The following is a 15,130-nucleotide window of genomic DNA, read 5'->3' as shown; positions in this document are numbered from 1 at the left end:
CTGTGCTGACTTACAAGAAGTACAGGCGGTTGAGGGAAACCGAATCGGCCGCTTCGGAGCGCAGCGGTTCCCCGTCGAGGGAGACGAGGCCGCTGCGCGCGTCCACATCGACCGCGCCCACCCGGGAGTTGAGGAGCATGTCCTTCGGACCGATGCCGCGGGTGCCGCGGACCGCCACCCGGCGCCGCCGGGTGGGCATCTCGTCGGAGCCGAGCGCGGCGGCCGCGGCGGAGACGAAGGCGACGGAGATGTCGGCCGCGGTGGCCCCGTACGAGCCGAACTGCGGTCCGAGGACCAGCGGTTCGCAGGTGTCGGTGGCGGCGTTGGGGTCGCCGGTGACCCCGTACGCCGGGAAGCCGGACTTGAGGACCAGCTGCGGCTTGGCGCCGAAGAACTGCGGGCGCCACAGGACGATGTCGGCGAGCTTGCCGACCTCGATGGAGCCGATCTCGTGGGCGAGGCCGTGGGCGATGGCGGGGTTGATGGTCAGCTTGGCCATGTAGCGCAGGACGCGGGCGTTGTCGTCGCCCTCGCCGTCGCCGGCCAGCGGACCCAGCTCGCCCTTCATCTTGGCGGCCATGGCGAAGGTGCGGCGGATGGTCTCGCCCGCGCGGCCCATGCCCTGGGCGTCGGAGGAGGTGATGCCGATCGCGCCCAGGTCGTGCAGGACGTCCTCGGCCCCCATGGTGCCGGCGCGGATCCGGTCGCGGGCCATGGCGGCGTCGCCCGGGAGGTCCGGCTTGAGGTCGTGGACGGAGACGATCATGCCGTAGTGCTCGGCGACCGCGTCCCGGCCGAAGGGCAGGGTGGGGTTGGTGGAGGAGCCGATGACGTTCGGTACGCCCGCCATCTTCAGGACGTTCGGTACGTGTCCGCCGCCGCAGCCCTCGATGTGGAAGGCGTGGATGGTGCGGCCGTCCAGGACGCGCAGGGTGTCCTCGACGGAGAGGCACTCGTTGAGGCCGTCGCTGTGCAGGGCGACCTGTACGTCGTGCTCCTCGGCCACCCGCAGGGCGGTGTCCAGGGCGCGGGTGTGCGCGCCCATGTCCTCGTGGACCTTGAAGCCGCTCGCGCCGCCCTCGGCCAGGGCCTCGACCAGCGGGGCGGCGTCGGAGGAGGAGCCTCGGGCGAGGAAGCCGATGTTGACGGGCCAGGCGTCGAAGGCGTTGAAGGCGTGCTTCAGCGCCCACGGGGAGTTGACGCCGACGCCCCAGACCGGGCCGAACTCCTGGCCGATGACGGTGGTGACGCCCGCAGCGAGCGAGGCTTCCATGATCCGGGGGGAGAGCAGGTGCACGTGGGTGTCGACGGCGCCGGCGGTGGCGATCAGGCCCTCGCCGGAGACGATGCTCGTGCCGGTGCCGACGACGACGTCCACCCCGTCGAGGGTGTCGGGGTTGCCGGCCCGGCCGATCGCGTGGATGCGGCCCTCGCGGATGCCGATGGACACCTTGCGGATGCCGAGGACGGCGTCGATGACCAGCACGTTGCTGATCACGACGTCGCAGGTCTCGCGGACGGCGGCCGCCTTCAGGTGCAGGCCGTCGCGGGCGGTCTTGCCGAAGCCGGCCAGGAACTCGTCGCCGGGCTTCTGCGCGTCGGACTCCACCCGGACGGTGAGGCCGGAGTCGCCGAGCCGGACCCGGTCGCCGGCGCGGGGGCCGAAGACGGAGGCGTACTCGTGCGGGTCGATGTGCCGGCTGCCGGGCGCGCAGTGATCGCTGTGGGGGGTCTGGCGGCTCACGCCTGCGCTCCTTCGCTGCCGGTGTCACGTACGCCGAGGTAGCCGCAGGCGGCGGCACGGCGCAGGGCCTCTTCCTTCGCGCCGGGCGCGTCCAGCGGCCCGTCCACCAGGCCCGCGAAGCCGACGGCGATCCGGTCGCCGCCGATCGGGACCAGGCCGACCTCGCCCTCGCCGTGCGGGTCGAACCGGACGGACGAGCCCGCCGGTACGCACAGCCGCATGCCGTAGGCCGCGGCGCGGTCGAAGTCGAGGCGCGGGTTGGCCTCGAAGAAGTGGAAGTGGGAGGTGACGCTCACCGGCACGGCGGCGGTGTTGCGCACGCTCAGGTGCAGCACCGGTTCCGGCTGGGGGACGCCGGGGCCGGGGACGACCGCCCCGGGGGCGTCGTCGCCGAGCGGTACCGCGCCGCGGATGGGGGACGAGACCACCGCGAGCCGGGAGCCGTCGTCGAAGACGGCCTCCACGTGCACCTCCGTGACCACGTCGGCCACGCCGGGCAGGACGTCGTCGGGGCCCAGCACTCCGCGGGCCTCCTCGATGGCCTCCGCGAGCCGCTTGCCGTCGCGCGCGGCCTCGCAGACCGTGTCCGCGATCAGCGCGGTGGCCTCCGGGACGTTGAGCTTCAGGCCCCGGGCCCGCCGGGCCCTGGCCAGTTCCGCAGCGCTGCGGAGCAGCAGCCGGTCGCGCTCCGTAGGGGTCAGCCGCACGCCGATCCACCACCTCTTGAGTCGATGGGTTAGAGCATCACTCTAACTCTTGATTTCGTTGCTGGGAATCATTGACCTGAGAGCTGGGCTTGAGTCACATTGAGTGTCGCTCAAACCAATGCGCAACCATCCCCGCCCTGCCAAGGGAGTCCCCCATGCCCATCGAACAGCGCGGAGTCGACACCATCCCCGAGGAGGAGCGGACGAGCGGTCCCCGTGACCTGATCTCGATCCTGCTCGGCTCCAACCTCTGCCTCGGCGTGATCGTGTTCGGCTGGCTCCCCCCGTCCTTCGGGCTGGGTCTGTGGCCGTCGGTCACCGCCATCGTGACCGGCACCCTCGTCGGCATCGCCTTCACCGCGCCGCTGGCACTGGTCTCCCTGCGGACCGCCACCAACCTCTCCACATCCAGCGGCGCGCAGTTCGGCGTCCGCGGCCGCCTGGTCGGCTCGGTGGTCGGCCTGCTGCTCTCGCTCGGCTATACCGCGCTGACCCTGTGGATCGGCGGCGACGTGATGGTCGGCGTCCTGTCCCGGCTCACCGGGCTCCCGGACACCGGCGTGTCGCGGGCCGTGATGTACGGCGTACTGGCCGCCTGTACCGTCGTCGGGGCCGTCTTCGGCTACCGGCTGCTGCTGCGCCTGAGCAAGATCCTGTCCATCGGCATGATGGTCCTGCTGGCCGTCGGGCTCTTCGCCTACGCCCCGGACTTCACCACCGTCGCGCCGCCGGACACCGGGTACCTGCTCGGCTCCTTCTGGCCGACCTGGCTGCTCGCCGCCGTCGCCGCCGGGCTCAGCGGGCCCGTCGCCTTCATCACCCTGCTCGGCGACTACACCCGCTACATCTCCCCCCGCGAGCACAGCTCCCGCAAGGTCTTCCGCGCCACCGGCCTCGGCCTGCTGGTCGGCCTGCTGATACCGCAGCTCTTCGGCACCTACACCGCGCTCGCCGCCGAGGCCGGCGCCGAGTACGCCGGGCCGCTGGTCGCCGCCGCCCCGTTCTGGTACCTGGTGCCGCTGCTCGCCGCCGCCGCGGCCGGTTCGGTGGGCAACGCCGGCCTGATGCTCTACTCCATGGGCCTCGACCTCGACGCGATCGTCCCCAGGGCCACCCGCACCACGGCCACCGTCATCGCCGCGGCCGTGGCCACCGCCTTCGTCTTCGTCGGCTCCTTCGAGTGGGACGTTCAGTCGGCGATGACGTCCTTCGTCCTGCTGCTGACCGCGATCGGCACCCCGTGGGCCGTGATCACCCTGATCGGCTACGCGCGCTGCCGCGGGCAGTACGACGCCGACGCCCTCCAGGTCTTCAACCGCCGCTCGGTGGGCGGGGTCTACTGGTACCGCGGCGGCTGGAACGTGGCCGCCACCGCCTCCTGGGCCGTCGGCGCGGGCGTCGGCCTGCTCGCCGTGACCACCCCGTTCTACGAGGGCCCGCTGCTCGCCCTGACCGGCGGCGTGGACTGCTCCTTCGTCCTCTCCGGCCTCACCGGCGGACTGATCTACACGGCCCTGACCGCCCGCACCGCGCCGGCGGCCGTTCCCGCCGAGGAGCAGGAGCCGGTGGCCGCGGCCGTCTGAGCCGACCCGTACGCACGAAGGCCCGCACCCCCGGCTGGCGGGGTTGCGGGCCTTCCTGCGTACCGGTGCGGGTGCGGCTAGCCCAGCGGGTGCATCCAGCCGTGGTGGTCGGCCGCGTGGCCGGTCTGGAGTTCCAGCAGGGCCTTGCGCAGGCGCATGGTGACCTGGCCCGGCTGTCCGTCGCCCTGGGTCCAGTCGGCGCGCTCGGACTTGACCGAGCCGACCGGGGTGATGACGGCGGCGGTGCCGCAGGCGAACACCTCGGTGAGGGTGCCGTTCTCGTTGTCGCGCTTCCAGTCCTCGGTGGTGATCCGGCCCTCCTCGGCGGTGTAGCCGAGGTCGCGGGCGATGGTGAGGAGGGAGTCGCGGGTGATGCCGGGAAGCAGGGAGCCCGTGAGCTCCGGGGTGACGATGCGGTCGCCGTACACGAAGTACAGGTTCATCCCGCCCATCTCCTCGATCCAGCGGTGCTCGACGGCGTCGAGCCAGACCACCTGGTCGCAGCCGTGCGAGGCGGCCTGGGCCTGCGCGACGAGGGAGGCGGCGTAGTTGCCGCCGGTCTTGGCGGCGCCGGTGCCGCCCTTGACGGCGCGGACGTACTCCTCGGAGAGCCAGACGGAGACCGGCTTGACGCCGCCGGGGAAGTACGCGCCGGCGGGCGAGGCGATGACGATGAAGAGGAACTCGTTGGCCGGGCGGACGCCGAGGCCGACCTCGGAGGCGAACATGAACGGCCGCAGGTACAGGGAGGCCTCGCCGGAGTCCGGGACCCAGGCGCGGTCCTGCGTGACGAGCGCGTCGCAGGCGGCGATGAACAGGTCCACCGGCAGCTCCGGCATCGCCATGCGACGGGCGGAGGCCTGGAAGCGCTCGGCGTTGGCCTCGGGCCGGAAGGTGGCGACGGTGCCGTCGGGCTGGCGGTAGGCCTTGAGGCCCTCGAAGATCGTCTGCGCGTAGTGCAGCGTCATGTTCGCCGGGTCGATCGCCAGGGGCGCGTACGGGACCAGCTCGGCGTCGTGCCAGCCGCGGCCCTCCGTCCACTTGATCGTCACCATGTGGTCGGTGAAGTGGCGGCCGAAGCCGGGGCTGGCCAGGATCGCCTCGCGCTCCGCGTCGGACAGCGGGTTCGAGGAGGGCTTGAGCTCGATCGTGGGCGTCGTCATGAGTGCTTGTCCTTCACCGGTTGTGTATGGCGGACCGCGCTCACGGCGTACTAGGACGTCCGAGCTTCCCCGCATTCCGCGGCCTCGCGTTCGATTATCGCGCGCACGGAGGCTTCGGAGAAGCGGGGGTAGCGGCCCAGGGGAGATGGTGGCACCCGGGGCCGCACAGGGAAAGCCGCCGGGTCCCCTATCCGACCCGACGGCTTCCTGGGAGTGGTGCTGCCGGGTCAGCCGGCTACGCGCGCGGCAAGGGCGTCGCCGATGGCGTCGGTGGAGCGGAAGGTGCCGTCGCGCTCCGCGAGGTCGGCGGAGACCGCGTCCTCGATGCGGACGGCCTGGGCCTCGTAGCCCAGGTGGCGCAGCAGGAGGGCGACCGAGAGGATCGTCGCGGTCGGGTCGGCCTTGCCGGTGCCCGCAATGTCCGGGGCCGAGCCGTGGACGGGCTCGAACATGGACGGGAAGGCGCCGGTCGGGTTGATGTTCCCGGAGGCGGCCAGGCCGATTCCGCCGGTCACGGCGGCGGCCAGGTCGGTGAGGATGTCACCGAAGAGGTTGTCCGTGACGATGACGTCGAAGCGCTCGGGCTGGGTGACGAAGAAGATCGTCGCGGCGTCGACGTGCAGGTAGTCGGTGCTGACCTCGGGGTACTCCTGGCCGACCTTGTCGAAGATGTTCTTCCACAGGTGGCCGGCGTACACGAGGACGTTGTTCTTGTGGACCAGCGTCAGCTTCTTGCGGGGGCGGGCGTTGGCCCGCTCGTACGCGTCACGGACCACGCGCTCCACGCCGTACGCGGTGTTGAGGCTGACCTCGGTGGCCACCTCGGCGGGGGTACCGGTGCGCAGCGAGCCGCCGTTGCCTGTGTAGGGGCCTTCGGTGCCCTCACGGACCACGATGAAGTCGATCTCCGGACGGCCGGCCAGCGGGGTGGCGGTGTTCGGGAAGAGCTTCGACGGGCGCAGGTTGATGAAGTGGTCGAAGGCGAAGCGGAGCTTGAGCAGCAGCCCGCGCTCCAGCACGCCCGACGGGACCGACGGGTCGCCGATGGCGCCCAGCAGGATCGCGTCGTGGTGCTTGAGGGCCTCGAGCTCCGCCTCGGGGAGGGTCTCACCGGTGCGGTGCCAGCGCTGGGCGCCGAGGTCGTACTCCTTGGTCTCCAGCTTCACATCCTGGGGCAGGACCGCGGTAAGGACCTTGAGTCCCTGAGCCACGACTTCCTGGCCGATGCCATCACCGGGGATCACTGCGAGATTGATGCTGGTCGACATGGCGAAACCGTACTCCGTGTCCCAGCCCTCAGACATATTGCGTCCAGCATTTGGACTAATGAGGACGCAAGATGTCCGGGCCGGGCGCTGGTTCAGTGGCCGGTCGAGCCGCCGTTGTCACGGCGGTCGAGGGCCCGCTGGAGGGCTGCGGCGGCGTTCTTGCGGTCGGCGTCGGCGGAGGAGGAGTGGCGGACGCGGCGGACGGCAGCGGTGGTGGGGGTCATGTGGATCGACTCCTTGAGATCACGGCGTGGCGAAGCCACGGATGAGGGGTTCCTTCAAGGCGCCGGAAGAGGCGGGGAGCGGTGCGCCGCAGGGGTTGCCTGCCAGGGGCGCGCGCTCTCGACACCATTCGCCTGATCGGCGAGACGTTCGGCTCCTACAAAGCTAGGGCAGGTCCCGCTGTATGTCTCCGCAATTACTCGGACTTCCTACTATCTGAGACGCCGAACCCCTCGGACTGCGGCTCCCGTGGCTCCGTTTTCAGCTGCCCTCGGAACGGAGTTCCCTGATCAGGGCCCTTACGGCGAGAGTCGAAGCGGATTCCGGCGTCGTGACGTATCCCACGCGCCTCACCGGCCCCCGGGGGCCCAGACCGGTGATGTCGACGGCATCGCCCGCCTCCCGGAGCGACAGCTCGGGCATGATCGCCATGCCGAGCCCGCGGCCGACCATGGTCAGCACCATCGCGTCGTCCTCCGCCTTCACGGTCGCCCGCGGGATCCAGTCCTGCGCCTGCCACCAGCTGCGCGTGTAGGAGCCGCAGTTCTCGTCCCAGTCCATCAGGGGCAGCGCCTTCGGGTCGGGGTGCCCGGCCGGGTGCACCAGCGAGTACGCCTCCTCCACGAGCACCCCGCTCAGCAGGCCGGGCGGCATCCCCTGCGCCGCACCCAGGGTGGCGATGCCCAGGTCGGCGCGGCCGGCCGCCACCTCCCCTGCCGTACCGGGGCCGATCTCGCGGACCACCCGGACCTCGGGGCGGATGCCGGGGTGCCGGGCCGCGAGCCGGTCCAGGGCGGGCGGCAACAGGTGCAGCGCCGCGCTGCGGAAGGCGGCGATCCGGAGCACGCCCTCGACCGTGTCCCGATCCGGCGCGCCCCGGCCGGCTGCGCGCACCTCCGCGCCCATGACCTCGTACAGCCGCAGGATCCTGCGCGCGTGGCCGACGGCCCGCTCCCCCGCCTGGGTGGGCGAGGCACCTGTCCGGCCGCGCCCGAAGAGGACCGCGCCGATCTTGGTCTCGCTGCCGCGCACGGAGTGCGAGACGGCCGACTGGGTGAGGCCGAGCGCGGCAGCCGCCGCGGAGAAGCCGCCGTACTCGGCGACGGCGACCAGGATCCGCAGTTCCTGCGGAAGCAGTTCGGACACCGGGGCCCCCACCTCGTTCTATGAGCGTCATTCATGGATGTGCGGCTTGCATGAGCGCAACCCCCTGCCCGGCCCCGGGATTCCTTCCTAGCGTCTGGGACATGACCACGAACACCGCTCGCGCCGTCCACCAGATCGCCCGCCCCGCCGGCTTCCCCGCCGCCACCGACTTCGCCTACGCCTCGTACCCGGTGCCGGAGCCGGGACCCGGAACCGCCCTGGTGGAGAACCTGCTGCTCTCGGTGGACCCGTACCACCGCGGGCTGATGGACGGCGGCGAGAACGGCTTCGAGCTGGGCACCCCGCTCGAAGGCCGCTCGGTGGGCCGCGTGATCGCCTCGCGCGACCCGGGCCTGGCGGAGGGCGACCTCGTCTTCCACCGCGAGGGCTGGCGCACGCACTCCCTCGTCACCCTCGGCGTGGCCGGAACGCGCAGGCTGCGCGGCCACGAGGGCGTCCCGCTGGAGGCCCACCTCTCCATCCTCGGCGGCACCGGCCTCACCTCGTACGCCGCCCTGACCCGGACCGCGGCCCTGCGCGCGGGCGAGGACCTGTTCGTCTCGGCAGCCGCGGGCGGCGTCGGCACGGCGACCGGCCACATCGCCCGGCTGCTCGGCGCCCGCCGGATCATCGGCAGCGCGGGGTCGGCGGCCAAGGTCCGCCACCTGACCGAGAACCTCGGCTTCGACGCGGCCTTCGACTACCACGACGGGCCGGTCGGCGAGCAGCTCGCGAAGGCCGCCGCGGCGGTTTCCGGGGGAGGCATCGACGTCTACGTCGACAACGTGGGCGGCGACCACCTGGAGGGTGCGATCGACGTGCTGCGCGAGTACGGACGGATCGCCTGGGTGGGGGCCATCTCGATGTACAACGGCGACCGGTCCCCCGCCGCGCCCCGCAACCTCTTCGAGGTCGTGCACAAGTCGTTGCGCCTGGAAGGGGTATTGGTTCGCAACCACACCAATCTGCAGGACGAGCTGGAGGACTTCCTCGTCCCTCATCTGCGCAGCGGCCGGATCGGCACGGACACCACCGTTGTGCAGGGATTCGACCACACCGTGGAGGCCTTCCTGGGCATGCTCAGGGGAGACAATCTGGGCAAGATGCTCGTCCGGATCGACGGCTGATTCCAGCCACCCGGATGTTCACCGATTTCTTACCGCACGGATGTAGACCTTTGACGCCCCTCCCTCCACTCTTGCCGTCAATGTGCCAATCGGGCACGCGAGTTGGAGGCGAGGAGCCAGTGACACCGATCAGCCGAAGAGGGTTCGTGGGAATCGGCGCCGGGCTCGTGGCGGGGGCGGCCCTGCCCGTGGTCGCACCGACGACGGCGGCCGCGGCCGCCGCGACCGGCACGATCACCGACGTGAAGCACGTGGTGATCCTGATGCAGGAGAACCGCAGCTTCGACCACTACTTCGGCAAGCTGAAGGGTGTCCGCGGCTTCGGCGACCGCGCCGCCGGCAACATCCCCGGCGGCTGGGGCACGTTCAACCAGCCCAACTGGGGCGGCCGCCAGTACCCGTGGAAACTCTCCGCCACCCCGCCGGCGGGCGGGGTCGACGGCGAGACCCTGGCCCAGTGCAACGGCGACCTCCCGCACAGCTGGACATCGCAGCACGCCGCCTGGAACAAGGGCCGGATGGACAACTGGGTCACCGGCGTCGGCAACACCCGCACCCTCGGCTACCTGGACCGCGGGGACATACCCTTCCACTACGGGCTCGCCGACAACTACACGATCTGCGACGCGTACTTCTGCTCCGCGCTCAGCGCCACCGGCCCGAACCGCACCTTCCTGTGGAGCGGCAAGACCGACGCAACCAGCATGGACGGCGGTGACGAGTCCGGGCTGACCTGGGAGACGTACGCGGAGGCCCTCCAGCGCGCCGGCATGAGCTGGAAGGTCTACCAGAACGCCCAGGACAACTACGGCGACAACCGTCTGGCCTACTTCAAGAAGTTCACGGACGCGGCCCCCGGCAACCCGCTGTGGGACCGGGGCATGGGCTCGGTCCCACAGGTCACCGGCTCCACCCCGGACGACATCGCGGCCGCCATCCGCGCGGACGTCGTCGCCGGCACCCTTCCCCAGGTCTCCTGGGTCGTGGCGAACGAGGCCTTCTCGGAGCACCCGTACGCGCCGCCGGGTGACGGCGCGCACTTCGTGGACCTGGTCTACCGCGCGCTCGCCGCCAACCCCGAGGTCTTCGACTCCACCGTCCTCTTCCTCAACTACGACGAGAACGACGGCTTCTTCGACCACGTGCCGCCGCCGATCGCCCCGCCCGGCACCCCCGGCGAGTACATCGACGGCATCCCGGTCGGGCTCGGCTTCCGCGTCCCGATGATCGTGATGTCCCCGTGGACGCGCGGCGGCTGGGTGAGCTCCGAGGTCTTCGACCACACCTCGGTCCTGCGGTTCATGGAGAAGTGGACGGCCGCCCTCGGCACCCCCGCCACCTGTCCGAACATCAGCGTGTGGCGCCGCAAGGTGACCGGCGACCTGACCCGCGTCTTCGACTTCGCGCACCCGGTCTACGGGGTCCCCGCGGGCCTCCCCTCCACGGCCAAGGTGATCGGCCAGTCGACCTGCGGCCCGCTGCCCAACCCGGCGCCGCAGGACAACGCCCTCCCGGCGCAGGAGCCCGGCACCCGCCGGGCGCGGGCCCTCCCGTACCAGGTCAACGGCAACCTGGACCGCCTGGAGTTCGGCGCGGCCGGCCAGATCCTGGCCTGGTTCTCGATGACCAACCAGGGCGCCGAGGCGAAGCAGGCGGCGCACTTCTCGATCCACCCGCACCAGTACCGGGACACGGCGGCCTGGCAGTACACGGTGGACGCCGGTGCCACGGCGACGGACTACTTCCACATCGGTCCCGGCTACGGCTCGGGCAAGTACGACATCTCGATGCACGGTCCCAACCGCTTCCTGCGCCGCTTCCTCGGCGACGCGACGAAGCCCGGCAAGGACCTGGAGGTGGCGGCCCGCTTCGCGGTCGAGCCGGGCACGGGCAAGACGGCGGTCTACTTCAAGATGACCAACGCGTCCGCGGCTGCGGTCACCTTCACGATCCGCTCCAACGCCTACCGCACCGACGGCCCGTGGACGTACACGGTCCCGGCGAACTCCTCGCGCGAGGACTACTTCAACGCGGTGGCGTACAACAAGGGCTGGTACGACTTCACGGTCCTGGCCGGCTCGGACGGCACCTGGTCCCGCCGCTACACGGGCCACATCGAGTCGGGCGCCGCCAGCATCTCCGGCTGACGGGAGCTACAGCACGTCCCCGTCGCGCCAGTCGAAGTCCAGCCGCCCGGCGGGGTCCGGAAGGGCCCCGCCGGGCGGCACCCACAGGTACGTGCCGCCCTCCTCCTCGGGAAGCCGCTCGGGCCCCCGCGGCCCGAGGACCCCGATCGGACCGCCCCAGACGGTCCACCCCCGGCGCTCGTACAGCGCGGCTCCGTCCTCGGACGCCGACAGGGCTCCGAGCACGTACGCCCGCGCGATGACCTGCTCCAGCTCGGCCATGATCAGGCCGCCGATCCCCCGTCGGCGCCGGTCGGCCCGTACGCCCACCCCCTCGACGTACCCGACGCGCAGCGCCCGCCCCCGGTGCACGATCCGCCGCTGCACCACGCTTCCGTGCCCGATGAGCTCGCCGCCCTCGTGCACCAGGACGTGCATCCCCCCGAGCCCGTGCTCGAAGTCCTCGTCGGAGAAGTCCCCCTCGAACGCCGCGTCGAGCAGGGCCCGGATCTCCTCCAGCGCGCCGGTGCCCAACTGCGAGGTGTGCGCGAGGCGTGTCCGTGTATCGGTCATGGAACCAGTGTCCCTCCGCCACGAATCGGCCTGCACGTTCCTGGCGGGCCCCGGGGCCGCGACCGCACACTCACCGCATGTCGCCTGATACCCAGCAATGGACCCCCACCCACGGACTGCCGTACCGTCCCGCCGCCTACCGGCCCGCGCGGATGCCGACCCGGGAATCCCTCGCCCGTGCGGCCGAGTTGCGCGTCCGGATGGACGAGCGGCGGACGGTGCGCCACTTCTCCCCCGACCCCGTGCCCGAGCAGGTCGTCCGGGACGCCGTCGCGTGCGCCGCTACCGCCCCTTCCGGGGCGCACCAGCAGCCCTGGACGTTCGTCCTCGTCAAGGACCCGGCGGTACGGCAGCAGATCCGCGCCGCCGCCGAGCAGGAGGAGGCTCTCTCCTACGACGGCCGCCTCGGCGACGAGTGGCTCGCGGCCCTGCGCCCCCTCGGCACGGACGCCGTGAAGTCCCACCTCACGGACGCCCCGGCCCTGATCGTGGTCTTCCAGCAGCGCTACTGGCTCGGCCCCGACGGTACGAAGCGCAAGCACTACTACGTCGACGAGTCGGTCGGCATCGCGGTCGGCATGCTCCTGTCCGCGCTCCACCTGTCCGGGCTGGCGGCCCTGATCCACACGCCGAGCCCGATGCGCTTCCTCTCCCACGTCCTGGACCGCCCGGAGAACGAGAAGGCCTTCGCGGTCATCCCGGTCGGCTACCCCGCCGACGACTGCGAGGTCCCGGACCTTCGGCGCAAGTCCCTGGACCAGGTTCTGACGGAGGTGTAGGGGCCCGCTCCTATCCTGGGAACCGGTCAAGATCCAAAACAGGGGGTTCCCATGATGCGCATCCGGTACGAGGTTCCCGGCGGGCCCGAGGTGCTGTTCGCCGAGGACGTGCCGGTCCCCGCGCCCGGGCCGGGCGAGTTGCTCGTCGCCGTCGAGGCCGTCGGGGTCACGCTGCCCGTCGTACGCAAGGTGCGGGAGCACGGCGAGGCCATACCGCTCGGCGGGGAGGTCGCGGGGGCCGTCGCGGCCCTCGGCGAGGGGGTGCGGGGGTTCGCGGTCGGAGACCGGGTCACCGGGCTGTGCTTCGGCCACGGGTACGCCGAGTACGCCCTCCTCGCCGCGCCGTTCGCCTCGCCCCTGCCCGAGGGGGCGGGCTCCGTGGACGCCGTCGCCCTGGTGCGCAGCGGACTCGTCGCCCGCGGCGCCGTGACGGCGGGGCAGATCGAACCGGGCGGGTCCGTGCTGGTCACGGCCGCCGCGAGCGGGGTCGGCAGCCTCGCCCTGCAGCTCGCCCGGGCCGCGGGGGCGCGCCGCGTGGTCGCCGCCGTCTCCAGCCGGGACAAGGCGGACTTCGTGCGCGGCCTCGGCGCCGACGAGGTCGTGCTGTACGACGAGCCCGCCGCCTGGGGCGAGCCGTACGACGTGGTCCTCGACGGGGTCGGCGGCGAGCTGCTCGGCCCCGCGGTGCGGGCCCTGGCCACGGGTGGCCGGCTGGTGGCGTACAGCTCGGGCGGCGGCACCGTGGAGGCGTACGAGCTGCTGGTGCGCGGCGCGTCGGTGATCGGCTTCCAGATCCGGGCCGTCGCACAGGGCCGGCCCGAGGTGTACGAGGGCTGGCGGCGCGAGCTGTGGGAGGCGCACGGCAGCGGTGCGCTGCGTACGTCCGTGCACGGGGAGATCCCGCTGGCCGAGGCCGCCCGCGCTCACGCGCTGATCGAGGGGCGGCGCAATCTGGGGAAGGTGGTCCTCACGGTGTGAGCCGGCAACTGGAACCGCCCCCGCTCCGGACTTGGGGGTACCGGAGCGGGGGCGGGGTTCAGCCGGGCTGGGATCAGCCCATGTGGGGGTAGCCGTACTCGGTCGGCGCGACCAGGGTCTCCTTGATGGAGCGGGTCGAGGTCCAGCGCTGCAGGTTGGTCGCGGCGCCCGCCTTGTCGTTGGTACCCGAGGCGCGGCCGCCGCCGAACGGCTGCTGGCCGACCACGGCGCCGGTGGACTTGTCGTTGATGTAGAAGTTGCCCGCCGCGAAGCGGAGCTTCTCCATCGCGTCCGCGGCCGCGTAGCGGTCCGCCGCGATGATCGAGCCGGTCAGGGCGTACGCCGAGACGGACTCCATCTGGGCGAGCATCGCGTCGAAGTCGGCGTCCTCGTAGACGTGCACGGCGAGGATCGGGCCGAAGTACTCGGTCGTGAAGACCTCGTTCTCCGGGTCGGTGCACGCGATGACGGTCGGGCGGACGAAGTAGCCCTCCGAGTCGTCGTACGTGCCGCCCGCGACGATCTCGCAGGTCGGGTCTGCCTTCGCCCGGTCGATCGCGGCCTTGTTCTTCGCGAACGAGCGCTCGTCGATGACGGCGCCGATGAAGTTGGTCAGGTCGCGGACGTCACCCATGGGGATGCCGTCGACCTCGGCCGCGAAGGCCTCCTTGAAGCCGTCGTTCCAGATCGAGGCCGGGACGTAGGCGCGGGAGGACGCCGAGCACTTCTGGCCCTGGAACTCGAAGGAGCCGCGGGTCAGGGCGGTCTTCAGGACCGCGCGGTCCGCGGAAGGGTGCGCGACGACGAAGTCCTTGCCGCCGGTCTCGCCGACCAGGCGCGGGTACGACTTGTACTTCTCGATGTTGTTGCCGACCGTCTTCCACAGGTACTGGAAGGTCTTGGTCGAGCCGGTGAAGTGGATGCCGGCCAGCTCGGGGTGGTTCAGGGCCACCTCGGAGACGGCGATGCCGTCGCCCGTCACCAGGTTGATGACGCCCTTGGGCAGGCCGGCCTCCTCCAGGAGCTCCATCAGGAGGACCGCGGAGTGGGTCTGCGTCGGGGACGGCTTCCACACGACCACGTTGCCCATGAGGGCGGGGGCGGTCGGCAGGTTGCCGGCGATGGCCGTGAAGTTGAACGGCGTGATCGCGTAGACGAAGCCTTCGAGGGGACGGTGGTCGCTGCGGTTCCACACGCCGGCGGAGTTCGCGACCGGCTGCTCGGCCAGGATCTGGCGGGCGAAGTGGACGTTGAAGCGCCAGAAGTCGACGAGCTCGCACGGGGTGTCGATCTCGGCCTGCTGCGCGGTCTTCGACTGGCCCAGCATGGTGGAGGCGGCGAGCTTCTCGCGCCACGGGCCGGACAGCAGCTCGGCGGCGCGCAGGATGATCGCGGCGCGGTCGTCGAAGGACATCGAGCGCCAGGCCGGGGCGGCGGCGAGGGCGGCGTCGATGGCCTCCTGCGCGTCGGCCTGGGTGGCGTTGGCGTAGGTGCCGAGCACCGACTTGTGGTCGTGCGGCTGGACCACGTCGAAACGCTCGCCGCCGCCCATCCGCTTGACGCCGTTGATCGTCATCGGGAGGTCGACCGGGTTCTCGGACAGCTGCTTGAGCTGCGTTTCGAGCCGCGCGCGCTCCGGGGTGCCGGGGGCGTACGAGTGGACCGGCTCGTTGACCGGAGCGGGGACCTGGGTCACAGCATCCATGGGGCTGGT

General features: G+C 71.6%; 13 protein-coding genes. 5 read left to right on the top strand and 8 right to left on the bottom strand.

The features are described 5' to 3' along the window. Positions 1-10 precede the first annotated feature (10 nt). On the bottom strand, positions 11-1,744 hold the full coding sequence (locus tag AB0D48_RS11755; RefSeq protein WP_362393967.1) for an urease subunit alpha: 1,734 nt from the start codon (positions 1,742-1,744) through the stop codon (positions 11-13). Continuing rightward, entirely contained in the window at positions 1,741-2,451 is a 711-nt protein-coding gene (gene ureA, locus AB0D48_RS11750; protein WP_362393964.1) for an urease subunit gamma, read from the bottom strand. Before ureA ends, AB0D48_RS11755 begins: the two co-directional genes overlap by 4 nt. Positions 2,452-2,606: 155 nt before the next feature. Between ureA and AB0D48_RS11745 the strand changes: the two genes are divergently transcribed. After that, entirely contained in the window at positions 2,607-4,034 is a 1,428-nt protein-coding gene (locus AB0D48_RS11745) for a cytosine permease (protein WP_362393961.1), read from the top strand. Positions 4,035-4,111: 77 nt separating this feature from the next. On the opposite strand, the gene AB0D48_RS11740 is transcribed toward AB0D48_RS11745, so the two are convergent. The 4 genes from AB0D48_RS11740 to AB0D48_RS11725 all read right to left on the bottom strand — a co-directional run bounded on the left by AB0D48_RS11740 (position 4,112) and on the right by AB0D48_RS11725 (position 7,833). Then, the gene (locus tag AB0D48_RS11740; protein ID WP_362393958.1) at positions 4,112-5,197 is read right to left on the bottom strand and encodes a branched-chain amino acid aminotransferase; all 1,086 of its coding nucleotides are present in this window, start codon (positions 5,195-5,197) and stop codon (positions 4,112-4,114) included. A 227-nt stretch (positions 5,198-5,424) separates the two neighbouring features. Continuing rightward, positions 5,425-6,465: a 3-isopropylmalate dehydrogenase gene (locus tag AB0D48_RS11735; protein WP_362393955.1), complete on the bottom strand. Its 1,041-nt coding sequence runs from the start codon at positions 6,463-6,465 to the stop codon at positions 5,425-5,427. Between the two features lie 92 nt (positions 6,466-6,557). Continuing rightward, a complete protein-coding gene (locus AB0D48_RS11730; RefSeq protein ID WP_362393953.1) occupies positions 6,558-6,689 on the bottom strand; it encodes a hypothetical protein in 132 nt (43 codons plus the stop codon). Between the two features lie 259 nt (positions 6,690-6,948). Beyond that, positions 6,949-7,833, bottom strand: a complete 885-nt coding sequence (locus AB0D48_RS11725) for a LysR family transcriptional regulator (RefSeq protein WP_362393950.1) — start codon at positions 7,831-7,833, stop codon at positions 6,949-6,951. Positions 7,834-7,934: 101 nt separating this feature from the next. Between AB0D48_RS11725 and AB0D48_RS11720 the strand changes: the two genes are divergently transcribed. Together AB0D48_RS11720 and AB0D48_RS11715 are read left to right on the top strand one after the other, a co-directional pair. Further along, positions 7,935-8,960 (top strand): NADP-dependent oxidoreductase, encoded by a 1,026-nt coding sequence (locus tag AB0D48_RS11720; protein ID WP_362393948.1) that lies wholly within the window; start codon positions 7,935-7,937, stop codon positions 8,958-8,960. Between the two features lie 119 nt (positions 8,961-9,079). Then, positions 9,080-11,107 carry a phosphocholine-specific phospholipase C gene (locus AB0D48_RS11715; RefSeq protein ID WP_362393944.1) on the top strand — a complete coding sequence of 676 codons (2,028 nt, stop codon included), beginning with the start codon at positions 9,080-9,082 and terminating at the stop codon, positions 11,105-11,107. A gap of 6 nt (positions 11,108-11,113) precedes the next feature. Here AB0D48_RS11715 and AB0D48_RS11710 read toward each other — a convergent pair whose 3' ends face one another. Further along, complete coding sequence (locus AB0D48_RS11710; protein ID WP_362393941.1) at positions 11,114-11,659, bottom strand: GNAT family N-acetyltransferase; 546 nt, start codon at positions 11,657-11,659, stop codon at positions 11,114-11,116. A 77-nt stretch (positions 11,660-11,736) separates the two neighbouring features. On the opposite strand from AB0D48_RS11710, the gene AB0D48_RS11705 reads away from it, so the two are divergent. Both AB0D48_RS11705 and AB0D48_RS11700 read left to right on the top strand, forming a co-directional pair. Then, on the top strand, positions 11,737-12,438 hold the full coding sequence (locus tag AB0D48_RS11705; protein ID WP_362393938.1) for a nitroreductase family protein: 702 nt from the start codon (positions 11,737-11,739) through the stop codon (positions 12,436-12,438). A 51-nt stretch (positions 12,439-12,489) separates the two neighbouring features. Continuing rightward, entirely contained in the window at positions 12,490-13,416 is a 927-nt protein-coding gene (locus tag AB0D48_RS11700; RefSeq protein WP_362393935.1) for a zinc-binding dehydrogenase, read from the top strand. 73 nt (positions 13,417-13,489) lie between these two features. On the opposite strand, the gene pruA is transcribed toward AB0D48_RS11700, so the two are convergent. Further along, positions 13,490-15,121, bottom strand: a complete 1,632-nt coding sequence (pruA, locus tag AB0D48_RS11695; RefSeq protein ID WP_362393932.1) for an L-glutamate gamma-semialdehyde dehydrogenase — start codon at positions 15,119-15,121, stop codon at positions 13,490-13,492. Positions 15,122-15,130 lie beyond the last annotated feature (9 nt).

The sequence above is a fragment of the Streptomyces sp. NPDC048269 genome (assembly GCF_040652395.1).
Classification (GTDB): domain Bacteria; phylum Actinomycetota; class Actinomycetes; order Streptomycetales; family Streptomycetaceae; genus Streptomyces.
Note: the sequence above shows the minus strand (reverse complement) of the source record. Positions and strands in the feature narration are given on the sequence as shown.